At 33.8% G+C, this 25,060-nt stretch carries 16 protein-coding genes; 6 read left to right on the forward strand and 10 right to left on the reverse strand.

Features of this window, described 5'->3' with window-relative positions; genetic code table 11:
* The first annotated feature begins 56 nt into the window (after positions 1–56).
* From ABDW27_RS01375 to ABDW27_RS01400, 6 genes are all read left to right on the forward strand, one after another.
* Positions 57–884 carry an SAM-dependent chlorinase/fluorinase gene (locus ABDW27_RS01375; RefSeq protein WP_343695265.1) on the forward strand — a complete coding sequence of 276 codons (828 nt, stop codon included), beginning with the start codon at positions 57–59 and terminating at the stop codon, positions 882–884.
* 302 nt (positions 885–1,186) lie between these two features.
* The gene (locus ABDW27_RS01380) at positions 1,187–1,483 is read left to right on the forward strand and encodes an antibiotic biosynthesis monooxygenase family protein (RefSeq protein WP_343694262.1); all 297 of its coding nucleotides are present in this window, start codon (positions 1,187–1,189) and stop codon (positions 1,481–1,483) included.
* A 78-nt stretch (positions 1,484–1,561) separates the two neighbouring features.
* Positions 1,562–2,287, forward strand: a complete 726-nt coding sequence (gldF, locus tag ABDW27_RS01385) for a gliding motility-associated ABC transporter permease subunit GldF (RefSeq protein WP_343694263.1) — start codon at positions 1,562–1,564, stop codon at positions 2,285–2,287.
* On the forward strand, positions 2,287–3,972 hold the full coding sequence (gene gldG / locus ABDW27_RS01390; protein WP_343694264.1) for a gliding motility-associated ABC transporter substrate-binding protein GldG: 1,686 nt from the start codon (positions 2,287–2,289) through the stop codon (positions 3,970–3,972). The genes gldF and gldG overlap by 1 nt, the downstream gene beginning before the upstream one ends.
* A gap of 106 nt (positions 3,973–4,078) precedes the next feature.
* The gene (gene dnaN / locus ABDW27_RS01395) at positions 4,079–5,197 is read left to right on the forward strand and encodes a DNA polymerase III subunit beta (protein WP_343694265.1); all 1,119 of its coding nucleotides are present in this window, start codon (positions 4,079–4,081) and stop codon (positions 5,195–5,197) included.
* Positions 5,198–5,588: 391 nt separating this feature from the next.
* Complete coding sequence (locus ABDW27_RS01400; RefSeq protein ID WP_343694266.1) at positions 5,589–6,218, forward strand: DsbA family oxidoreductase; 630 nt, start codon at positions 5,589–5,591, stop codon at positions 6,216–6,218.
* 62 nt (positions 6,219–6,280) lie between these two features.
* Here ABDW27_RS01400 and ABDW27_RS01405 read toward each other — a convergent pair whose 3' ends face one another.
* The 10 genes from ABDW27_RS01405 to ABDW27_RS01450 form a co-directional block, all read right to left on the reverse strand.
* Complete coding sequence (locus tag ABDW27_RS01405; RefSeq protein WP_343694267.1) at positions 6,281–7,180, reverse strand: ROK family protein; 900 nt, start codon at positions 7,178–7,180, stop codon at positions 6,281–6,283.
* 24 nt (positions 7,181–7,204) lie between these two features.
* A complete protein-coding gene (locus ABDW27_RS01410) occupies positions 7,205–8,668 on the reverse strand; it encodes a glycoside hydrolase family 125 protein (protein ID WP_343694268.1) in 1,464 nt (487 codons plus the stop codon).
* 4 nt (positions 8,669–8,672) lie between these two features.
* Positions 8,673–10,958 (reverse strand): GH92 family glycosyl hydrolase, encoded by a 2,286-nt coding sequence (locus ABDW27_RS01415; protein ID WP_343694269.1) that lies wholly within the window; start codon positions 10,956–10,958, stop codon positions 8,673–8,675.
* A gap of 92 nt (positions 10,959–11,050) precedes the next feature.
* A complete protein-coding gene (locus tag ABDW27_RS01420; protein WP_343694270.1) occupies positions 11,051–13,309 on the reverse strand; it encodes a GH92 family glycosyl hydrolase in 2,259 nt (752 codons plus the stop codon).
* Positions 13,310–13,468: 159 nt separating this feature from the next.
* Positions 13,469–15,457 (reverse strand): glycoside hydrolase family 2 protein, encoded by a 1,989-nt coding sequence (locus ABDW27_RS01425; protein ID WP_343694271.1) that lies wholly within the window; start codon positions 15,455–15,457, stop codon positions 13,469–13,471.
* A 444-nt stretch (positions 15,458–15,901) separates the two neighbouring features.
* Positions 15,902–17,416: a SusD/RagB family nutrient-binding outer membrane lipoprotein gene (locus ABDW27_RS01430; protein ID WP_343694272.1), complete on the reverse strand. Its 1,515-nt coding sequence runs from the start codon at positions 17,414–17,416 to the stop codon at positions 15,902–15,904.
* A gap of 11 nt (positions 17,417–17,427) precedes the next feature.
* The gene (locus ABDW27_RS01435) at positions 17,428–20,520 is read right to left on the reverse strand and encodes a SusC/RagA family TonB-linked outer membrane protein (protein WP_343694273.1); all 3,093 of its coding nucleotides are present in this window, start codon (positions 20,518–20,520) and stop codon (positions 17,428–17,430) included.
* Between the two features lie 290 nt (positions 20,521–20,810).
* Positions 20,811–21,821 carry a LacI family DNA-binding transcriptional regulator gene (locus ABDW27_RS01440; RefSeq protein ID WP_343694274.1) on the reverse strand — a complete coding sequence of 337 codons (1,011 nt, stop codon included), beginning with the start codon at positions 21,819–21,821 and terminating at the stop codon, positions 20,811–20,813.
* Between the two features lie 525 nt (positions 21,822–22,346).
* Positions 22,347–24,119, reverse strand: coding sequence for a DNA mismatch repair protein (locus tag ABDW27_RS01445; protein WP_343695266.1), 1,773 nt, complete (start codon positions 24,117–24,119; stop codon positions 22,347–22,349).
* A gap of 63 nt (positions 24,120–24,182) precedes the next feature.
* Positions 24,183–25,016, reverse strand: a complete 834-nt coding sequence (locus tag ABDW27_RS01450) for a universal stress protein (RefSeq protein ID WP_343694275.1) — start codon at positions 25,014–25,016, stop codon at positions 24,183–24,185.
* Between the last annotated feature and the right edge of the window lie 44 nt (positions 25,017–25,060).

A 25,060-nucleotide genomic window follows, 5' to 3' on the forward strand; every position in this document is an offset into this window, starting at 1 on the left:
TTCTCAAATTTAATAAAATTTCGAGTTAAATACTATCAATAGTTATAAACAAAATGATGTCAATAATTACCCTTACTACTGATTACGGCTTAAAAGACCACTTTGTTGGTTCGCTGAAGGGTAAAATCATTTCTGAACTTCCAGATGCAAAAATTATTGATATTTCGCATGATATTGATCCATTTAACACTGTTGAAGCAAGTTACGTTATTGGAGCTTCATATTTGAGTTTTCCAAAAGGAACTGTTCACTTAATTGGAGTCGATATCGAACGCAATAAAGAAAACCAGCATATTGCCATGCAGTGGAACGATCATTTCTTTATTTGTGCCGATAACGGAATTTTAAGCATGCTTACGCAGAAAATCGTTCCGCAGAAAATTGTCGAAATCAATATTCATGATCGATTTCCTATTGAATTCAGTGATTTGGATATTTTTATTCAGGTTGCCTGTCACATTGCAAAAGGCGGTTTACTGAATGTTATTGGAAAAGAAATTCCTGCCGTTAAAGAAGTTACAGAACTTCAGGCTGTTGTGGCTGCTGACGGAAATTCTATAAAAGGTTACGTTATTTATATTGACCATTTTGGAAACGTTGTAACTAACATTTCTAAAAAACAATTCTTAGAAGTTTCACGCGGACGCCCGTATGAAATTGATATGAAACCGAAAAGCATAAAAACGATTCTGCCAAATTATTCTGCCATTGCAACGTCAGAAAAGTATCCGATTAAAACCTACGAAGGTGAAAAACTGGCAATTTTTAACGAAGCCGGTTTCCTTGAAATTGCCATTTTTAGAAGTAATCCATCAAAAGTAGGTTCTGCAAATAGCTTGCTTGGATTAAATTATCGTGATGTGATTACGATTAAGTTTTCTTAAGATCATTTTAGATTTCAGACTTTAGATTTTAGATTTTTTTTCAAACAATTTATTCTCGTATTGTCATTCTGAGGAACGAAGAATCTTCACTGGTAACTCAACAAAGATTGACAATTTTCTATGCGGAGTTACTTTCGAAGATTCTTCGTTCCTTAGAATGACAAAAAACCGTGCAGAAACTATATTTAGAATATTTCATTTTTTCTAAAAAAGAACAATCAATTTTGGTATTTTTGCGCACCCGAAAGACTTTTAGGTTTCGAACAAATCTAAAATCAACAATCTAAAATCTAAAATTATATATGTTCGTAAGAATAGTAAAAATGAGTTTTCATGAAGAAAAAATTCCGGCTTTTCTGGAGAATTTTGAATCTGTGAAAGACAAAATACGAAATGCTGACGGAAATCGTTTTTTAGAATTGTATCAGGATAAAAATGACAAATGTATTTTCTTTACTTATAGTTACTGGGAAACCGAAGAAGATTTAGAAAATTATAGAAATTCTGAACTTTTTAATTCAGTTTGGGATTTTACAAAAAAACTATTCAACGCAAAACCAGAAGCGTGGAGTGTTGACAAACTGGTGAGTTTGAATTAGTCAACAGGCACAGTTTTCAGTTTTGAAATAAAATAAACGATTAAACAAATTATCGATTAAACGATTAAACAAAAACAAATGAAATCAATCATATTAAGAGAAATAAAATCCTTTTTTGGCTCTCCTATCGGCTATTTAGTCATTGCGATTTTCTTAATCAGCAACGGACTTTTTTTATGGGTATTTAAAGGAGAATACAATATATTAGATACTGGTTATGCAGATTTAACTCCGTTTTTCACTTTAACACCCTGGATTTTAATTTTCCTGATTCCGGCTGTTACGATGAGAAGTTTTTCAGACGAAAGAAAACAAGGAACTCTTGAATTGCTTTTAACTAAACCATTATCAATCTGGCAGATTGTAAACGGAAAATTTTTAGGTTCATTTTTCTTAATTATTCTGGCCATTATTCCAACCTTTATTTATGTAAACGTAATTTCAGGATTAGGTTTACCAGAAGGAAATATTGATATGGGAAGTACAATTGGATCGTATTTCGGATTATTATTTCTGATAGCTTCCTATTCAGCAATTGGAATCTTCACTTCTACTCTATCAGAAAATCAAATCGTTACTTTTATTATTGCAGTATTTATTTGTTTTCTGTTTTATTTTGGATTTGAAGGACTGGCTTCATTAGTTCCGGGAAAATCCAATATTATTTCAGCATTTGGAATGCAGGATCATTTTAAAAGTATGAGCCGAGGCGTTATTGACACGCGCGATGTTATTTACTTTTTAAGTATCTCTGTTTTATTTTTATCTATTACCGTTTATCAATTAAAATCTTTTAAAGCGTAATGAAACCATCTAATAAATTAAATTTAAAGGCATTAGGCATTACAATTTTAGTTTTAATTGTTCTAAATGTACTCGGAAGTATATTCTTTCACCGTTTTGATTTAACGAAAGACAAACGTTATACTTTATCTGAAACTTCTTTAAAAATTGTAAAACAGGTAAAAAATCCGTTGTCGATTAAGATTTATATGCAAGGCGATCTTCCCGCAGATTTTAGACGCTTACAGCAGGAAACCAAACAATTACTAGAAGAATTTCAGGCTTATAACAGCAATATAGTTTTCGAATTTGTTAACCCGATGGAAAACGAAGACGAAAGCATGGAAATGGTAAAATCTCTTTATCAAAAAGGACTGACTCCAATAAATATTACTGTAGATGATAAAGGAAAACAGTCTCAGGCGATGGTTTTTCCGTGGGCAATTGCAGTTTACAACAATAAAGAAGTTAATATTCCTTTATTGAAAAATATAATGGGAGCTTCGACTACTCAAAAAGTAATTGGATCGATTCAGCATTTAGAATATTCAATTGCAGATGCCATTAATAAAGTTACCAAAGACAGACAAAAGAAAGTCGCTATTATAAAAGGAAATGGAGAATTGTCTGAAATTCATATTGGTAAGTTATTACGTCAAATTAAAGAGAGCTACTACATTGGACCTTTTACTTTAGATTCTGTTGCAAAAGATCCAAACGGAACTTTAAATGCTCTTAAAAAATATGATCTGGCCATTATTTCGAAACCTACTGAAACTTTTACAGATGAAGAAAAAGAGGTTTTAGATCAATACATCATGAATGGCGGTAAAACGTTATGGATGATCGATCAGGTCGCTGCCGATATGGATAGTTTGTATAATGATGTCGGAGCTACTCTGGCATATCCAAGAGATTTGAATTTAAATGATATGTTCTTTAAATATGGATTCAGAATTAATCCTGATTTAGTAAAAGATGAACAAGGAAGTCCAATAAAACTGGCAACAGGTGAACAAGGAAGCGCTACTCAATATCAGGATTTTATCTGGAAATTTGCTCCTCAGGTTTACCCGACAAGCCAGCATCCAATTGTAAAAAACCTTGGCGGAATTAAATTTGATTTTGCAAACCCGATTGATACTTTGAAAAACGGAATCAAGAAAACGGTTTTACTACAGTCTTCTCAATATTCAAAGAAAATTGGAACTCCGGCAGAAGTTAATCTGAATATGGTTACGGAAAAAACTTCTCCTGAAGATTATATCAATAAAGGAAATTTGGTTCTTTCGGTTTTATTGGAAGGAAGTTTTCATTCGGTTTTTGAGAATCGCGTACTGCCTTTTAAAGAAAGTGCTTTTCAGTCAAAAGGAAAACCAACCAAAATGATTGTGGTTGCTGATGGAGACATCGCCAGAAACCAATTAGATAAAAACATGATGCCGGTTGAACTGGGTTACGACCAAAGAACAGGGAATTTGTACGACAACAAAGATTTTATGATGAATTGTGTTAATTATCTTCTTGACGATACCGGACTTATTAACATTAGAAGTAAAGATGTTGAACTGCCTTTACTGGATAAAGAAAAAGTTTACGAAAACTATACAATGACACAGTTCATAACTATCGGACTTCCAATCCTTATTTTATTGGTTTTTGGATTGGTATTTACCTTTATCAGAAAAAGAAAATACAGCCGATAGATGTTAATAAAAAAATTGCGAAACTTAGAATGTTTACGATATATTTGTAATCTGTATCTTTAGCAATTAAAGACTAAAGATAGTCCAAAAAATAAAACAAAAGACGATGAAATTTATAGTATCGAGTTCGTACTTATTAAAACAATTACAGGTTTTAGGTAGTGTTATTAACAGTAATAATACGTTGCCTATTTTAGACAACTTTTTATTTGAACTAAACAATAATGAGTTAACAGTTTCGGCTTCAGATCTTGAAACCACAATGTCAGCTACATTATCAATCGATTCTAAAAGTAAAGGAAGTGTTGCTGTACCTGCAAAACTTTTACTTGAAATTTTAAAAACATTTCCAGAACAGCCTTTAACATTTACAGTTGCTGATAACAATACTGTTGAGATTAGCTCTAACTCAGGTAAATATGCATTAGCATACGCAGCCGGAGAAGAATTTCCTAAATCTGTAAGCCTTGAAGATCCGTCTGTGACTTTAGTTCCTGCTGATGTATTGGCAACTGCTGTAAGTAAAACTATTTTTGCTGCCGGAAACGACGATTTGCGTCCTGTAATGTCTGGAGTTTTCTTTCAGTTCTCTCCGGAAGGTTTAACTTTTGTTGCTACTGATGCTCATAAATTAGTAAAATATGCACGTGCTGACGTAAAAGCGTCTCAGGTTGCTGATTTTATTATGCCGAAGAAACCTTTAAATATTTTAAAAAGTATTTTAGGAAGTTCTGATGCTGAAGTAAAAATTGAATACAACGATTCAAATGCGACTTTCTCATTTGACAATTATATCTTAATGTGTCGTTTAATCGACGGAAAATACCCTAACTACGAAGCGGTAATTCCGAAAGAAAATCCAAATAAATTAATGATCGATCGTTCTTTATTTTTAAGTTCTGTTCGTCGTGTTGCGATTTTCTCTAACAAAACTACGCATCAAATTCGTTTAAAAATTGCAGGAGCTGAATTAAACGTTTCTGCTGAAGATATCGATTACTCAAACAAAGCTGAGGAAAGATTAACTTGTGATTATCAAGGTGATGATTTACAAATTGGTTTTAACTCTCGTTTCTTAATCGAAATGCTGACAAACCTGCAGTCTGATATGATTATGCTGGAAATGTCATTACCAAACAGAGCCGGAATTTTAACTCCTGTTGACGGCTTAGAAGAAGGTGAAACAGTAACAATGTTGGTAATGCCCGTAATGTTAAATAGTTAACATCAAAACTTCTTTTTGTTACAGGGATTTTTTTTAATTTAAAATTAAAGACATATCATTGTAAAAAAAAATACCGCTATTAACCAACCATTTTTTATACCTAGAAACCGCGATTCTTTTTTAAGATTTGCGGTTTTTTATTTTAGACGTTTTTTGTTTTAATTTAAACTGTGCGGTTAATTTTTTAACGCAAAGCACGCTAAGTTTTTTTATATAGATTGCATTTACAATACTATAAGTTCGCAAAGCTATATCTGCACATAGCTTTGCAAACTTAGCGGTTCTATAAAAACCTAACTTATTAAAAAAATCTTAGCGTGCTTTGCGCTAAAATTATACGCGCAGCTTGAAACTTAAAACCTGAAACAAATTTTTTCCGTAATTTTGTAATATGAAAATAGAAATTTGGTCGGACATCATGTGTCCGTTTTGTTATATCGGAAAAAGACAATTGGAAACTGCTTTAAAACAGTTTCCTAATGATGAATTTGAAATTGAATGGAAAAGTTTTCAGCTTGATCCATCTATTACGCCACAGCCCGGAAAAGACGTTTACACGTATTTAGCCGAAAGAAAAGGCATGTCTGTAGAACAATCCCGCGAAATGCATAAAGGTGTCTCAGAACGCGCTAAAAGTGTTGGTTTAGATTACAACTTTGATAAAGCAGTTATTTCAAATTCATTAGAAGCGCATAGAATTATTCAGCTGGCTAAAACCAAAAAGTTAGGCGATGAAATTGAAGAAATCTTCTTTAAAGCTTATTTTACTGAAGGAAGAGATTTAAACGATGGTCCAACTTTAATTGAATTAGCAGAAAAAGCCGGATTGAATAAAAATGATATTTTGGAAGTTTTAGAAAGCGAAACTTTATTTTTAAAAGAAGTTCAGCATGATATTAACGAAGCTCAGCAAATTGGCGTACAAGGTGTTCCCTTTTTTGTTTTTGACAGAAAATATGCAGTTTCAGGCGCTCAGCCAGTCGAGGCTTTTGTTAATACAATTAAGGAAGGACTGAAATAACATTTTAATAATTAAAAATAAAAAACGGATGAATTACTCATCCGTTTTTTATTTTATTTTATTTAATCTTGAAGAAAACTGACTGCGCCTAATAAAGCTGCAATTTCATTATCATTTGAAATTGAAACCAAAATTTCTTTTTCAGACTCTTGTATTTTTTTATTAAAAGATGGCAAAAACAGCGCACTTGCATTGGCAATTTTTCCCCCAATAATAATGTGATCAGCTGAAAAATTCTTTATCCACGGAAGTGTTACTTCGGCTAAATCCTCACCCATTTTTTCAAAAACTTTAATAGCTGATTGATCTCCGCTCAAAGCCAAATGATAAAGTTCTAAACCATTATTAAGCAAAATACCGCTTAAAGATTTATAATGTGATAAAAGACCACGGGCAGAAACATAATCTTCTGCGATTCCTTCTTTATAAGGCAGATTGTATATTTCTCCATCTGTTGGAACTGTATTTCCTGAACTGATTGATACTCCTTTATCAATAAAACAAGCTCCTAATCCGGTTCCCAGCGTAACGGCCATTACTTTTTTAGAAAGGTTTTCCTGTTGTTTAAAAACTTCACCTTTTCCAAAACAAACGGCGTCATTTTCAAAAAGAACGGGAAAATCATTAGAAAATTTAAGGCTTTCTAAAAGCAGTTCTCTAACATTGGATCCGTAAAAATGTTCGTATTTTGATTGGTCCTTAATCCAGCAGATTCCGTTTTCGTAATCAAACGGGCCCGGCATACAAATCGCCAATCCTTCAATATTCTGAACTTTTGAATTTTCTATCGAAGTATGAATTACATCTTTCCAAATATTCATTACCTGATCTACCGGCAAATTAGAGTCGAATGATTCTTTGTGTAATGAAAAGTCAATTACTTTCATTTCTGTTTTATTGATAACAGCTGCCGTAATATGTGTTCCTCCAATATCTAGCCCAATGGCGTATGATGTATTCATTTTTAATTATTTAGCTATTTAGTACTAGATATTCTTATCTTTCAAAATTTGAGGATAATTGATGCTCGTGTGTACAATCATTTCTCCAAATAAGGTATTTGCCCACGCAAACCATTTACGGGTAAATTTGTTTACATCGTCTTTATGAAACGATTCGTGCATAAATCCTGTGTCGGCATTTGTTTTAATTAAGTTGCTGATACAGGCTTTGATTTCATTTTCGTCAACACTTGTAATAGCTCTCAAAACAATACTCATTGGCCAAATTGTATCAACTCCTGTATGCGGTCCTCCAATTCCTTCTCCGGCTTTACCTTTATAGAAAAACGGATTATTTTCAGATAATACCACTTTACGGGTATTTAAGTATAAAGGATCGTTTGGAGCAATGGCGCCTAAATAAGGTAATGACAATAATGACGGAACATTAGCATCATCCATTATGTGGAAACTGCCGTAACCGTTTACTTCAAATGCTATAATTTTCCCGAATTTTGGATGTTCTATTATTCCGTGTTCGTTTAAAGCTTTCTGAACCTGATCTCTTAATTCTGTGGCTTTGGCAACTAAATCATTATCTTTTAGTGCTGGTAATGAGAATATTTCGATCAAATAACCCAAAATTTCAATGGCAAACATGTTACTCGGAATTAAATATCCAAACAGAGTACTGTCATCACTTGGTCTGAAAGTAGAGACAATTAATCCGCAAGGTTTTACCGGATAGCCGTAACCGCCTAACGGAACTCCGTCTGTTGCCCAGGCAGTCTGACGCTGAAAACTATACGGGCCGCCTTTTCCATCCCATCTTTGCTGCTCTTTAAAAGTCTGAAGAACTAACAACATCGCTTCTTTCCATTTGGCATCAAATAAGCTGATATCTCCAGTTTCTTTCCAATATCCATGCGCTAATCGAACCGGATAACACAAACTGTCTATTTCCCATTTTCTTTCGTGTATTCCGGGCTGCATTTTAGTAAGGTCATTTTTCCATTCGCTTTCCTTCGTAAAATCTTTATAAAAAGCATTCGCATACGGATCCAACAATATACATTTTGCCTGACGGTTGATTACTCCTTTTACCAATTCGGCTAGTTTTGGATCTTCTTTTACAAACGGAATATAAGGCCAAATTTGCGCCGTACTGTCTCTCAGCCACATGGCATCAATATCTCCGGTAATCACATAAGTATCTGGTTTTCCATCAATTATTTCAAAATCTACTGTTGTATCAAGTGTATTTGGAAAACAGTTTTCGAATATCCATGCCAGTTCAGGATTTGCAATTTGCTTTTTAATTTTTACAATCGCAGCTTCTACGGCTTTACTTGTAAATTTTCTTTCGGCTAATGGAGGTCTTTTGCTTACAAATTCTTTTAAAGGAAACTGAAAACTATCCGAACTAAATCCGAAAGCATCCGTTTGAAGCGCTAATAATCCTGCGGAAAAAATTCCTGTATTTTTTAAAAATTTTCTACGTGACTGCATAATATTATTTTGAATTTGAATAAGAATACGGAAACGATTCTTTGTTTGTACCTCTGTTTAAATTTGGCGAACTTGTCATATCAAAATTTAATTCACCTCCTTTTAATACATCAAAATGATTGATGAAGTTTTTTGTATAAGAAGAATTGTCCCATTTTAATTCATTTACGTATTTGTTGGTTTCTGAATTATCCGGAGCGTTGATGATAAGCTGTTTTCCGTTTTCAAGCTGTAAAACGGTTTTCTTAAATAAAGGCGCTCCCAAAACATATTCGTCTGTTGCCGGACAAACCGGATAAAATCCCATTGCCGAGAAAATATACCAGGCAGAAGTTTGTCCATTGTCTTCGTCTCCGCAATATCCGTCAGGCGTTGGTTTGTACAAACGATTCATAACTTCTCTTGACCAATATTGCGTTTTCCAGGGTTCGCCCGCATAATTGTATAAATAAATCATGTGCTGAATTGGCTGGTTTCCGTGCGCATACTGCCCCATGTTCATGATTTGCATTTCACGTATTTCGTGTATAACTGCTCCATAATAACTATCATCAAAAACAGGAGGTGTTGTAAATACGGCATCTAATTTTGAAGTGAAATTTTTCTCTCCGCCCATTAAATCAATCAACCCTTGAATGTCGTGAAATACGCTCCAGCTGTAATGCCAGCTGTTACCTTCTGTAAAGGCATCTCCCCATTTGAAAGGATTAAATTTGGATGGAAAACTGCCGTCTTTATTTCGTCCGCTCATTAAACCAATTGATGGATTGAAGAGTTTTTTATAATTCATCATTCTTTTTTCAAGCAGGTTTATTTCTTTCTTCGGACGATCTAAGGCCTGTGCTAATTTCCAGATTGCAAAATCATCATAAGCATATTCCAGCGTTCTGGCTGCATTTTCATTTATATTGACATCATAAGGAACATATCCAAGCGAATTATAATATTGTACTCCTTTTCTGCCAACAGCTTCAAGCGGACCTTCGTTATTGGCACCGTGCTGTAAAGCTTCGTATAAAATATTAATATCATATCCTCTTAATCCTTTCATGTAAGCGTCAGAAACAACTGAAGCAGAATTATTTCCTACCATCACATCTCTAAAGCCCGGGCTAGACCATTCCGGTAAAAATCCGCCTTCTTTGTAATCGTTTATTAAACCTTCCTGCATTTCTTTGTTTACAGAAGGATAAACCAGATTTAGCAAAGGATATAACGCTCTAAAAGTGTCCCAAAATCCGGTTCCGGCATACATATAGCCAGACATTACTTTTCCGTTATACGGACTGTAGTGCACAATCTCTCCGTCTTTATTTATTTCATATTGCTTTTGAGGGAAACAAACGGTACGATACAAACATGAATAAAAGGTTTTTAATTGATCTGTATTGATATCTTCTACGGCAATTTTTCCTAAAACTTTATTCCATTCGTCTTTAGATTTCGCTACAGTTTCTTCAAAAGAGGCATTTCCTAATTCATTTTTTAAGTTCAATTCTGCCTGTTCTGGGCTTATAAATGAAGAAGCCACTCTAACATTTACTTTTTCTCCTTTTTTTGTTTTAAAACCAACTATGGCTCCCACATGAAAACCTGATGATTCTAATTGATCTTTTATGAGCAGTTTATCTACCCATGTTGATTTTGTAGAAAATGCTTTATCGAATACTAATACAAAATAGTTTTTAAAATTTTGAGGAACTCCACCGCTGTTACGCGTTGTATAACCTACAATTTTATTTTCTGAAGGAATTATTTTGATATAAGAACCTCTGTCGAATGCATCTATGACGATTGACGATTTTTCGTTTTCAGGAAAGGTAATGTGAAAATGAGTCGCACGTTCTGTAGTTGTAATTTCAGTTGTAACATCATGATCAGCCAGATAAACGCTGTAATAATATGGTTTTGAAATTTCTGCTTTATGGCTAAACCAGCTTGCTCTTTCATCTTCGGCGTAAGCCAATTTTCCTGTAACAGGCATTATCGAAAACTGACCATAATCATTCATCCACGGCGATGGCTGATGCGTTTGTTTAAATCCTCTTATTTTGTCGGCTGTATATGTATACGCCCATCCGTCGCCCATTTTACCCGTTTGAGGCGTCCAGAAATTCATTCCCCACGGTCTGCAGATTGCGGGATAGGTATTTCCGTTTGAAAGATTATGCAACGATTGTGTTCCCATTAGTGGGTTTACATATTCTACAGGATCTAAGTTTTTGACTTGTGCATTTAAAAAAACGCAATACTGCATTAATCCAAGAAAAATTAAACTCTTTATTTTCATATTTTTATTTTTTTTGCTGTAAGCTTTAAGCTATAGACTTTAAACTAAAATCTATATTCTAAAATCTAAACTCTAAAATCTAAACTCTAAAATCATTCAGGTCTGTCTTCTTTTTTAACTCCAAATGTTGGTGAAGGTTTACTTCCCATGTACAATTTCAATTCGCCACCTTTTTCAATCATTTCGTGTGTGATATATGATTTTGTATACGGTTTTCCGTTGTATTCTGCTTTTTGAATGTAGAGATTTACAGCACTGTTATTAATGGCATTTATTGTAAATGAAATGTCTTTTTTAGGATGAATAACGGCTGAATTTACCAACGGACTTCCTAAAACATAAACTCCATTTGCCGGATTAACAGAATAAAATCCCATTGAAGATAAAACATACCAAGCCGACATTTGACCTAAATCTTCGTTTCCGCATAATCCGTCTGGTTTTGTTGAATAGAATTTTTCGTCGATTTCGCGAATTAATTTAGCTGTTTTCCATTGTTGTCCCGCATAAGCGTATAAATACGGAATGTGGTGATTTGGTTCATTTCCGTGGGCATATTGCCCGATTAAACCGCTGATATCCGGTGAAACATCTTCACCTTCGACTTTATCGGTTATTAAAAATAAGGAATCCAGTTTGGCTAAAAATTTCTCTTCGTTTCCAAATAATTCGATCAAACCGTAAGGATCCTGAGGAACCAGCCACGTATACTGCCAGGCATTTCCTTCTACATAATCATCTTTACGATGTGCTGATGAAAGCGGATTAAATGGTGTTCTCCAATTTCCATTTGTCAATTTGCCACGCATAAATGTGGTTTCTTTATCAAAATACTCTTTATATAAATTGGCTCTTTTAGTGAAATAATTATAATCGTCTGTTTTGTTTAAAGCTTTTGCCATCAAAGCAATACAGTAATCATCGATCGCATATTCAAGGGCGTTTCCAACAGTTTCAAGCATTTTATCTGCCGGAATATATTCTAGTTTCTGAACATAATCCATTCCGTCGCGGGTTTGCATTGCCGTTTTTTTGATGGCTTCATAAGCCAGCTCTGTGTCATAATTGCGATACCCTTTTAAATAGGCATCGACAATAACGGCTATAGAATGATTTCCGTTCATAGTATTGGTTTCGTTGCCCATTAAATGCCAAACAGGCAATCTTCCTTGCTGCTGATAAATCGCTAAAAATGATTTTACAATATCATTTATTTTATCTGGCTGCGTAATAGTATATAAGGGATGTAAACCTCTGTAAGTATCCCAAAGCGAGAATGTTGTGTAGTTGGTAAAATCTGCTTTTTTGTAAACTTTTTTATCTGTGCCTAAATAATCTCCATTTGCATCATTAAAAATTGAGGGTGCAAACATGGTGTGATACAATGAAGTATAAAATACTTTCATTCTTTTTTCATCTCCTTTTATCTGGATTTTATTGAGTTCTTTATTCCATTTAGAAGTCGCGTCTTTTACAACTTTTTCAAAATTCCAATCCGGAATTTCAGCTTTTATATTGGCTTGGGCATTTTCTGAACTTACGGGAGAAATTCCAACTTTTACGAAAACCTGTTTGTTTTTTAAAGTTTTAAAATCTAAAACAGCTTCCATTTTTAAGCCTTCGCCTTCATTTCCTTTTACAACTGCAGTGCTGTCATATAAAGCAATATTCGAAATTGGTTCTGAAAATTCCATAGCGAAATAAATACGCTGGTCTGCTGCCCATCCTGCTGAGTAACGATATCCTTCGATTTTGGTTTCGCTTACTTTTTTGATAAAGGTTTTTACAGGTCTGTCCCAGCCAATTCCATCTGCAAGATCTAGTAAAACATGAGCATCATTGGAGTCAAAAGTATATTTATGAAAACCTACTCTTTCGCTGGCTGTTAATTCGGCTTTGATTTTGTATTTATCTAAAATAACGCTGTAATATCCCGGCTTTACAACTTCATTGTCATGTGAAAAATAAGAGCCATAACCATTGGTCATATCTTCTTTTGTACCTTTTGTAAGAGCTGCTTTACCTGAAAAAGGCAATAACAAAATATCGTTTAAATCTCCAATTCCGGTTCCGCTTAAATGCGTATGTGTAAAACCTAAAATCGTATTGCTGGCATAATTATATCCGCTGCACCAATCCCAGCCTTCAAAGATATTCACAGGTCCTAATTGTACTGCTCCAAAAGGAACATTCGCTCCCACAAACACGTGTCCGTGACCCGCAGAACCTATATACGGATTAACATATTGTGTGTAATTAATCTCTGTTTGTTTTGTCTTTTTCTGCTGCGAAGCTGCCGGATTGGCAAAAAATAAATTTAAAGCCACGAAGCCGCTAAATAGTATTCTCATATATTTTTATTTATTGATTGTGTTCGTGTTAGTCCGTTGGTGAAACGGATTAAACAGATTTACACAAATATTTTTAATTTCTATAGTTTAAACGCACTGTAATGCGTCTCAACAAAACCTATGTCTCTTTGAACCTTTGCTTCTCAGAACCTCAGAACCTTAGTACCTCCCCAAAACCTCAAACAAAGAAACTATCTTAATTTCCGGTTTAGTAATTATTCCTTCAAACGAAATTTCTTTTTCTTGTCCGGCATCCAGATCAAAATAATTATCGCTCCATTTTCCGGTATATCCTTTTATTGAAACATACACATACTTTGCCTGTTTTTCAGCTTTAACAATTACTTTATTTCCTTTTATCAGCCAGCTGATATTGGGTTCTTCCAGGGATAAATCCTTTGGATGCGTAAAATCTGCTTCCGGCATTTTATCATCTCTATAAGCTTCTTTAATAGCATACCAGCTCGCTTTTGGCTGTCGGTTATAATAATCCGTAATACTCCAGCTTGCTGTAGGCCAGCAGTCGTTGAGCTGCCAGACTAAAGTTCCCATGTTAAAAGGCGTTTTTGAACGATGAATTGCCACAATATTTTTAATCGCATAATACTGAAGACATTGCGTGAGATACGTATAATCCTCCAGATTCATTTTCTTTATTTTCTCCGAATCAATAAAATATCGGTTCAAATACGATTCTAACTTTTCAAATCCTTTTCCGGATTTTAGATGCGCCTTTAATACATCTGAATATAAATATCGGTCTTCTGGTAAAGTAAAAGCTTCCAGAGAAGTATAATTCGGCATTGACAGCATTCCGTATTCACTAACAAATCGTCCTGTTTTTTGTCTAACTGCTTCAATATCTTCAAGTCCCCACCAAACTCCCCAATAATGGCTGTCTCCTTCGATAATGCTCTTTGGTTTTGACCAATGATATAATGGAGATGAACTCAGGTACGGGCGTTTTCCATCGACTTCTTTTACCCATTTCGGAATACTATCGTGAAATAATCGCTTGTAATCGTTCCATAAACGGGTTGAATCTTGTTTTGAAATTTTAAAATTTTTCATCCAGCCCCAGTTTTTAAAGGCTTCATCTGATTCGTTATTTCCACACCATAAAACAATACTTGGATGATGGCGAAGTCTTTTTACCTGATACTGAACTTCTGCTTTTACATTGTCAAAAAAAGCTTTATCCCCTGGAACCATGGTGCCGGCAAACATAAAATCCTGCCAGACATTTATTCCGTATTTATCGCATAAATCATAGAAATAATCATCTTCATAAATTCCTCCGCCCCAAACACGAAGCATATTCATATTTGCCTCTTTAGCAGATAAAATGATCTTTTCATAATCCTTTTTTGTGACACGCGAAAGAAAAGCATCTGACGGAATATAATTGGCTCCTTTCATATAAACCGGTTTTCCGTCAATCTTAAAATAAAACGAACTGCCCAGAATTTCCGGTTCTTGTACCAATTCGATTTTACGATTTAAAACGTATGGTTTTTCAGGCGCTTTTTTGTCATAAGCTTCTAACCTTGGTGTTTTCCAAATACCGCAGGTTGTATATTTTGGTCCCCAGTCCCATCCAAAATGATATTGCGCTTTACGAACATACGCACGCGGATTGTCCGGAATTACAAATGGCAGATCTTTTTTAGCAAGAGAATCAACTACATTTTGTACCGATTCAAATACGATAACCAAATCGTTTTCTTCAGATTGAAGTATGTTTTTAACATCAACACGCCATTGACGAAACATATTATCTGCTTTTAAAATCAATTGATTATTGAGATAAACAGAGGCATACGTATCGAGTCCGTCAAAAACCAATTCAATGTTTTTCTTTTTTAACATTACTGCTGCGACATCAAAAGTGGTTTTGTATTCCCAGTTTTTACGCTCTATCCATTGCAAATCTTTTTCATTGTTTCTGAAAAAGGGATCCTGTATTTCTTTGTTGTTGAGTAAATCAGTGTGTATTTCTCCCGGAACTGATGCCGGATACCACTGCAGCTTTTTTTCTTCACGGAAAATCCAATTTTTCTTCAAATCAACATTTTGCGCAATGGCAACTGATGTAAAATTTGCAATATAAATACAGATTAACCAATGAAGTTTTTTTTGATAATTCATTTTACTGAATGATAGAATTAGTACCTTTTTAAAATTTGTCAAAAGGTAATACATTTTAATGATTTGGCAGCCTAGAGAAGGAACAGAGCTTACTAATTATTCCTTCTCTTCAGAAACTATTTTTGTTATTAACTCAACTTAAAACTAAATACTTTTCTTTTATACTGCCTATCTTTTTGATTTGATTCAGTTTATTTCAAATCAACTTATTAATTCTTCTAAAAAGTACTTTTTACCTCAATAAGTATTCTTTAATTAATCGAAAATAATTCCATCTTTTTCAGCAAAACACTCATTGTTATTACGAAAAAAAGGGTGCTTAATTCAACAATCAAACTCATTTAATTGTAAAAGCTGCTGTTTGATAATCAACAAGAAAATTTAAAAATAAGCCGGGCATGCTCAGTACCCGACTTATTTTAACTAACCAACCTAATTTAAAAATTATTTATCCCACCAGATTCTAGTGGTCATTAAATCTAGTCCTTGACGCTGAATTGCTGCTTTGTAATTTTCAGCGTTGGTAATAAGTTCTGATTGATCGTAAATTAATCTTCTTGGAATAGTTCCTTGCGTATCTCCTGTTGGATCATTAACCGGAACTAAAACAGGATATCCTGTTCTTCTGTATTCAGAAAATGCCTCAAAACCATTGAATAATAACAGAATCCATTTTTGAGTAATAATCTGCTCAATTTTTTGTGCATCTGTACCAGCTGATAAAAACGGATATGTTGTGATGTACGTAGTGTATTCTGCTGGTGTAACTGCTGGAACTTTATCTCCAAAAATGGTTAAAATGTTCATCGCAGCCCTAACTCCATTTTCATAATACGTTTGTGCCGAACCGCCCACATTCCATCCTTTTACTGAAGCTTCAGCTAATATGAACTGAACTTCTGCATAAGACATAATTAAAGTTGGAGCATCTAAACGTAATACTGTTGAAGTATTTGGATCTGAGAAAAGTTTTTTATCTCCACCCGGAAATTCTTTTGCATCATTTGCCAAACCTTGCTGATTTGCCGGATTATTGTCTCCAGTTGCTTCTAATTTTGCATAAATTCTTAAACGCGGATCGTTTGTATTTTTCAACTTATCGATAAACGTTTTACTGAATTTGATGTTAGATTCTCCTCCATTCAAGTCATTTCTAACCCATGAAGAAGTAATCGGGTTTGTTTTTACTCCCGCAGGACCTGCATCATGTTTTAAAACTAAACTGTCATCGTTTGATGTAAATACACCTTTTGAATACGCTTTTTCTACATATTCTTTTGCTTTTGCAGGGTTTACTTTAGACAAACGCATTGCCACTCTCAACATCATAGAGTTAGCCAGTTTTTTCCATCTTGCAACATCACTTTGGTAATACAAATCAGCGTTGCCTACGAATGGTTTAGAAGCATCTAAAGCAGTTCCTGCTTCATCTAATTCTTTTAAAAGATCATTGTAGATAGCTTCCTGAGTATCGTATTTTGGAGAAAAGATGTTTCCGTTGTACCCTTTTCCAGCTTCAAAATAAGGAACTTCACCGTAAGTGTCTGTTAGTTTTTGGAACAAGAAAACTTTCATGATTCTTAATGCCTGAATCATATTTGTATTTTCAGGAGTATTATCAACTACAGATAATAACTGGAAAATTTGATTTAATCCTTTTCCGTAAGTTTCGCCGAAAAGCGCTGCAGAATACTCAGATGAATAGGTGTATTTTGAACCCGGTCCTCCAAGTGAAGAAAACTGCTGTACGATTTGCGCAGCGTATAAATTGTTTCCTCTGGTGTTTGAGAAATCCTGTCCGTCTACATAAATCTCTGCCAGTGTAAACATTGATTTTACAGCAGGATCTGTTAAAGCATTTGGATTCTTGTTCATTTCTTCGAATCCTTTATCGCATGAAGCTAATGTCAAAGCACCAACAATTGCGACACAAAATATTTTTATATATCTATTTTTCATCTTTTTAAATATTAGAATTTGACATTAAGTGAAAAACCATAGTTTCTTGTTAACGGCATAGAAGCTCTCTCCATACCTTGTGCATTACTATTAGAATAGTTTGACTCTGGATCAATGTTTGGCACTTTGTCATAAATTGTCCATAAGTTATGAGCAGAAAATGCTAAACTAACTGATTGGAATGGTGTTTTTTGTAAAAATAATTTTGGAAAATTATAAGCAAATGAAATCGCTCTTAGTTTCACAAAATCAGCATCATATACAAAGTTTGATGTTACATCACTATAACTTCTCCAGTAATCGTATGCCGAAACTGTTGTGTTAACCGGATTTCCGTTAACGTCTCTTCCGCTTACAGCTACACCACCTTCACGACCCGGAAGTGTGATTTCAGATAATCCGTAACGAGTTCCTAACTGGTTTGTTGCAGAATAGATTTCTCCACCAAATTTAGCATCAACAAATACAGAAAGTGTGAAGTTTTTATATGAGAAATCATTTGAAAGTCCCATAGAAGTTGGCGCTACACCTTGTCCTGCAATGATTAAATTTCCTCTTAAGAATTTTCCGTCAGTGCCAAGCACTATATTCCCATTAGCATCTCTTAAATAGTCATAGGCTTTAATCACTCCAAAAGGCTGTCCTTTTTCTAAAACCACATTAGCTCTTCCATCTCTGTTTCCTTCTAATGATTTAGTTGTGATTTTATCAGATAAACTGATTACTTCACTGTCATTGTAGGCAAAATTGTAACCAATATTCCATGAAAAGTTTGGCGTTTTTACAGCTTTTACATTCAATGCAAACTCCACTCCTTTATTTAATATTTGTCCAACGTTGATTTTTGTAGTTCTGTAACCAGAAGCCTGAGAAACGTCTGCATCTGTAATATCATTTGTCGTTTTCTTGTGGTAGAAAGTCAAATCTGTACTTACTCTGTTATTGAAGAAAGTATTTTCAAAACCAAACTCAATTGTGCTTACATTATAAGGTTTTAAAGTTCTGTTAGGAATAGTTTCTCCGTTAACACCTAAAATTGGCTGACCTAATGAATCTGTTTGTCCGTCTGGAGTTGTGTAAGTTAATGCTAAAGCATAAGCTTCTGGCAATGCACCTCCAACGTTACCCCAACCAGCTCTGAATTTACCATAAGACATCCATTCTGGTAATTTAATCACTTCAGAATAAATAAAACTTGAACTTACAGAAGGATAAAAAGTGCTGTTGTTTGCAGGATCTAAAGTTGAGAACCAATCTTCACGACCTGTTAAACTTACATATAAGAAATCTTTATATCCAATATCTGCAGAATAGAAAAGAGAGTTTACTTCACTTTCTGAGAATAATTTTTCTGTTTTGTCTGGCTGTGTATTTCCGTAGAAATATTCAAATGGAACAATAAAGTTGTTTCCTTTCATTTTGATACCACTGTATCGGTTATGCTGACGGTTTGCTCCCACAAATGCATCTAATGAAAGATTTTTAACGATATATCCTTTATATCCTAAATATCCGGAAGCATTCACCTCAGAACGAGTTTCAATTCTGTTTTCGATAGATCCACCAGGATTGTAATTAATTCCAGTTGGTTCTATTTCAGTGTATTCATAATTAATATCATCAATACCAAGAACACCTTTAGCATAAATTTTATCTGTAATGTTGTACGTTACTTTTGCAGAACCAATAAAACGCTTTCTAAGATCGTCGTTTAATGGCGATTTTGTAGCAAAATATGGGTTTGTATGATATACGTTTGCTCCTAAAAAGTCTTCCTCTCCGCCGTTTGCATCGTACGGATTACTTAACCATCTGATATCTGAACTTGGTGTCATGAAAGTAGTTGGGAAAGAAGGGTTTCTTGGCGAGTCATTCAAATAAGGTCTGTTATGACTTTTCTCTGAAATGTACTGCGCATTTGTCTCCACATTGATTTTTTTGTTTGGAGAAGAGTTTAAACTCAAAGCCACGTTATTTCTTCCGAAAGTAGTTCCCGGCATGATTGACTCATCTTTAGTATTTCCAAAAGACAATCTGAAGTTTGTTGTTTCATTTCCACCAGAAATTGCCAATGTATTACTGAAAGAATACCCGGTTCTGTAGAAATTTTCAACGTTATCTTTTCCGTAAGCTTTGTATGGTCTTGTAGTACCGTCAAGGGCTATAGAAGGAGTTCCGTCGTATTTATCACCCCATGCAAAATAGTACGAATCTCTAAGTTCTTGTAAATTAGTAAATCTGGTTGGAACACCGCTTCCGTTTGGAGCTCCCGCACCGTATTGATCCTGCCAGTTTAAAAGGCTTGCAGGCGTATTGAAAGTTGAATTTGTATTGAAATCTACTCCAATTCCGGTTCCGTTTTTACCTTTTTTAGTTGTAATTAAGATAACACCATTCGAACCTCTGTACCCATAAAGAGCAGAAGCGGCACTACCTTTTAATACCGACATAGATGCGATATCATCTGGGTTGAAAGAAGACATACCATCTCCTTTATCGGCACCACCCCACATTCCGGCATTTCCCTGCTGTGTGTTATCGATCGGAATTCCGTCTACAACATACAACGGCTGGTTAAGCCCTGATGCAGAAGTTGCTCCACGAATTACAACACGGCTAGAACCAGATGGTCCTGTTACCGGTGCAGAAACGTTAACCCCTGCAATCTTACCCTGAAGCGCATTTCCTAAGTTAATTTCTTTATTTTTTGTCAGATCCTCGCCTTTTAACTCACCCACAGCGTAACCTAAACTTTTCTTTTGTTTTTTAACTCCAAATGAAGTTACAACAACATCTTTTAATTCCTGAGTAGTTTCAGTTAATACTACCGAAACTCTTGTTTCATTTTCCTGAAGGACAACTGATTTTGATTCAAATCCTATAGAAGATATATTTAGGGTAACTTTACCTTCCGGAACATTCATTCTAAATCGCCCTTCGGCATCTGTAATGGCACTAAATGGTTTTCCCTGAACCTCGACTGATGCGGCAACAATTCCTTTGTTTTCTGCATCTGCCACAATCCCTGTAATTAGTCGGTTTTGCGCAGCAGCACCTAAGCTGCTCAACAACACCATTCCTAATACTGCTAATATTCGTTTCATAAGCATTCTTTTTGGTTATTGGTTTGATTTTTGTTTGTTGTTTTTTTGTTTTAAATAATTAATAAAAATTTGAATTTGATTCTCGATATAAAATATTGGCTGATAGTAAATGATTTTCCAAAAACACAACTATTCCTTGATCTCCTTATGTAAATACTTCGTAAAAACTGATTTTATTTTTGGCAAAAAAAATCCCTGATTTCACTAAATCGTTTTAGTAAAATGCCTAAAAAAAAGCTTCAACTTTTTTCTTCTGTTACTTTAAATTTTTCCTGCTAATGTTGTTTGAATTAAACTGATTCTCTAATGATTAATGTTCCTTTTTTGAGGACTTTCTCTACTTTAAACTCTTCAAAATTTGTCATTTGGTCCATCAACAATTCTATTGATTTGACTGCTATATCCTCAATTGGCTGCGCAATAACCGAAATTGTGGGTGTATGCAGTTTAAAACTATCGTGGTCATCAAAACTAATGACCGAAATATCATCTGGAATTTTGTACTTTAAATTCCTAAAAGCCTGAAGTCCTGCAAGTCCTAAATAATTGGCCAAAAATAGCACTGCATCAATCTCAGGATTTTCTTTAAAAAAGCGAATTATTGCTTCAATTCTATCTTGTTCGCTTGCATGATAATCTAAATGCAGCGTATAATTTTCGTTATAAATTCCTTCTTCTTTCAACGCCTCGACATACCCTTTTTCTCGTAATTTCATCTGAATCATTCCAGATTTATTATTTACAACGGCTATATTTTTTCGTCCCTTACTAATTAAAAATTTTACAGCAGAATAAGACCCTTCATAATTATCCATCAGCACATGACTTACTTTTTGATTAGCAAAATATCGGTCGATTAAAACTACCGGTTTTTGCATTTTTAAAAGCTGACTTATGGTTTTTTCTAAATTTCTCGTTGGCGTAATGATAAAACCTTCTACGTTTGCCTGCAGTAAACTTTGCACAAGCTCTTCAGATCTTTCATTATCATCTCCTGTACTGCAATAAAAAACTCTGTAATTGATGTTTTTTGCTTCATCTTCAATAACCCGGGCCAAATCGGCAAAGAACTGATTGGAAATATCTTCAACAATAAGCCCAATAGATCTTGTTTTACCAGTTCGCAAACTACTTGCAATCATGCTTGGTTTGTACTGAAGTTTTTGCGCAACATCCTGAACTTTTTTAATTACAGCCGGACTAATCGCCATTTTCTCCCCTTTTCCATTGATTACAAAAGACACTGTCGAAATAGACACTTCGGCCTGTTTAGCAATATCTCTAATTGTAATCTTTTTCATCAGGTTAATAATTTATTCTGTAATATTTTAGTACATCGCAAATATAGCAAACGAAACTTACAAAAACGTTTTAGTAAAATTTATTTTTAATAAATCGTTAATTTATTGCCAAAATAAAGTGAAATAATCAGTAAATAAAGGAATTTAGTCAGTTATTGTCATTTTGACTTTTAATACTGATTTAATGCATTTTAAGCGAATTTGATAGGTTTTTGATGTGGTGATTTGAGATCTTTTAATGCGAATGTTTGAAAAAATAAACTAAAAATTTCATCTCATTTTTATAGTTATTTTAAAATTGAAGTAAAAACTGATGAAAAGAAATCATAAAAAAATGCTCAAAGAATGATGTCATTCTTTTGAGCATTAAAATATTTTAGTTTAATCAACTTTGTCAAAGTTTAAAACTTTGACAAAGTTCGAAATCTATAAATATTAGCTAAAATATGTCATTTCGAGGAAGGAGAAATGACAAGATTACGAACCATCAACCATCAACCATCAACCATTAACCATTAACAATCCTTAAATAACTCCCATTTTCTGCATTAAGAAAGTAGCACTTCTATTTTGGCAGATTCCATCACGGAGTTTATAATCAAAGTGAAGTTCATTATTCTGAATTTCAACTTCAAAGCACTGGTTAGTTAAGGTATCAGGATATTCATTTGTAGTAAGACAGACTTCAATATCGTGAGTTGCAATAGCGCCAACCGCTTTTTTAGCAATCACTTTTTTAACCACTTCTATTGTACCGTTTCGTTTATCATCAGAATTTGTTCCTCTTAAAATTTCATCAAGTAAAACAAAAGCCGGACCTTCTTCAAGCGCATCCATAATTTGTTTCAAACGTTTAATTTCGGCGAAGAAATACGATTCACTATCGGCTAAAGAATCAGATAATCGCATTGAAACTAATACTGGAAGTGGATGTATATTAGCTTTTGAAGCACAAACTACTGAGCCTATTCCGCCTAAAACCATATTGATTCCTAAACTTCTTAAAAAAGTACTTTTACCAGACATATTTGATCCGGTCAAAATCATAAACGACTGAGGATAAAAATGAGTATCATTCCCTACTCTCGTCAATGGATTTAATAGCGGATGACTTAATTTTTCGAACCCAATTTTATATTCAGAATTAATTTCAGGAAAAACAAAATCCGGATTATTATAAGACAGATTTGCCAAACTATTTAAGGCTTCAAATTCTCCAATTATATTGATCCAGTTTTCAAGCTCTTCTGAGTAATCTTCTTTCCATTTTAAAAGCGCTCTTAAAACATGAAGATTAAATAAAAATGAGCCATTGAACACGGTTGCAGTTACAAAATTGCTGATGGTATCCATTCTCGAAAACAACTCTGATAACTGTTTTAAATGCGAACTTGCCGATGCGTGTTTCGAAACCAATTTTTCCTGTAAGTCAACCAGTTTTTTTGAAGTAAATTTTTCAGTTTCTATTTTCTTTACAATTAAACTGTAATGTTTGATGATTTTATCAATGTTATCTGCTTTTGCAATTTCTGACTGAATGCGTTTCAATGATCTTCCTAAAACAATTAAATTGGCGATAAAAACATACGTCAGATACGATAAAAGAATTGTTTTGGATGTGATAAAATACCCAATCAAAAGCCCGAAAAAAGCCGTCGGAAGTACAATTGAAAGTGTTATTAAAACTTTAGGTAAAGGATTATTTTTAAATGATATCCAATGAATTAAAGATTCATATGAAGCTTTACTGTCATGACTGACAACTGCCAAGGCCTGAAAATCCTGTCGCCAGTCTATTTTGTTACTTAGCTCGGCAATGGCTTCCTGGTTTAGAAGAATTATTTCGTTCGAAAAATGGTGTAATAATTTCTCGGCTAAAGTTTTTTTACCAATAAAAGTAGCCGTTCTGTTTAAATTCTGAAATAATGAATGTTCTCCAAAAATATCCAAATCATAAGCATACGGATGATGAAAATCGTTGAATTCAACACCGTTTTCAAAAGGAAGTTTTTCTCTTTTTAAATAAGAGATTTCGTCTTCATTTATTTTTAAAATGGCTTTTGTTAAATCTCTTTTGAATGACAATTTCGAATGAATTCTCATTAAAAAAAGAAAACCAGCAAAAGACAGAAAAGCAAGTACTGAATATATTATTTCTTTTGTTTTTATATAATAAAATAACATAAACAAACAGAAAAATATGCTCAAAAGCCTTAATAGACTTATGCTGTTATATCTTTTGCTGATTTTGGTAAAAATTTCTGAATACTGCGAGACCTTATTTGAATATGCTTCCATGTAATTGTAATGAAATACAAATATAGGTTTTACACTTTCAAAAAAATAATTCATTAAAACGATTTAATTCTCATGCATTATTAAAACCGGTATTGAAACTTCTTTTGTAATTTTTTGACTGAAACTGCTATCAAAAATAGATTCAAAAAAAGATCGTTTGTGTGTAATCGTCGTTAAAATATCAATGTCTTTATACAGAATGAAATCTAAAATAGTTTCTTTTACTTCATCACTTGGCAATATTTGAAACTCTACATTTTCATTTGCAAATTCTGTTTCCCATTCTTTAATAGTCATATGAGAAACATCAGAACTTGAGGTTTTAACGTATAAGCATTTCACTTTTGCATCGGTTTTTTTAGCAATTTTAAGTACTTTTTTCAGTACAATTTTATCCTTTTCTCTATATCGCGTTGTAAATCCGATTGTTTTAATTTTCTTAAATTTAGCATCAATCGGAACACATAAAACAGGTACTTTAACTTCTGAAATTACCGAATTGGTGTTTGATCCCGTGAAGAATTTTGTCCAGTCAGAAACTCCCGTCGTTCCCATAATAACAAAGTCAATCTCGTCTTCTTCAACCGCATTTTTTAAGTTATAAATTAAATCACCATCCATTAAGCGGTGTTTAATTACAATATCATCGAGTTTACGTTCGGCAGCAATAGTGCGAAGTTTTGGAATTTCATCTTTAAACATTTCAAATTTTGCCAATTCTATAGAACTATATATAGATGCATAATTCTCAGGAAAAAACTGACTGTCATAAACCGGAATCTCAAAAGTATGCAGTAAAACAAGTTCAGCTTTTACGATTTTAGCAAATTCTAAAGCATGTACAAATGCATTTGTAGCGGCTTCCGAAAAATCTGTGGGAAATAGTATTTTTTTCATTTTATTGAGATTTTTAGGTTTGTTACTCAAATTTAATCATTCTA

The organism is Flavobacterium sp., assembly GCF_039595935.1.
GTDB lineage: Bacteria > Bacteroidota > Bacteroidia > Flavobacteriales > Flavobacteriaceae > Flavobacterium.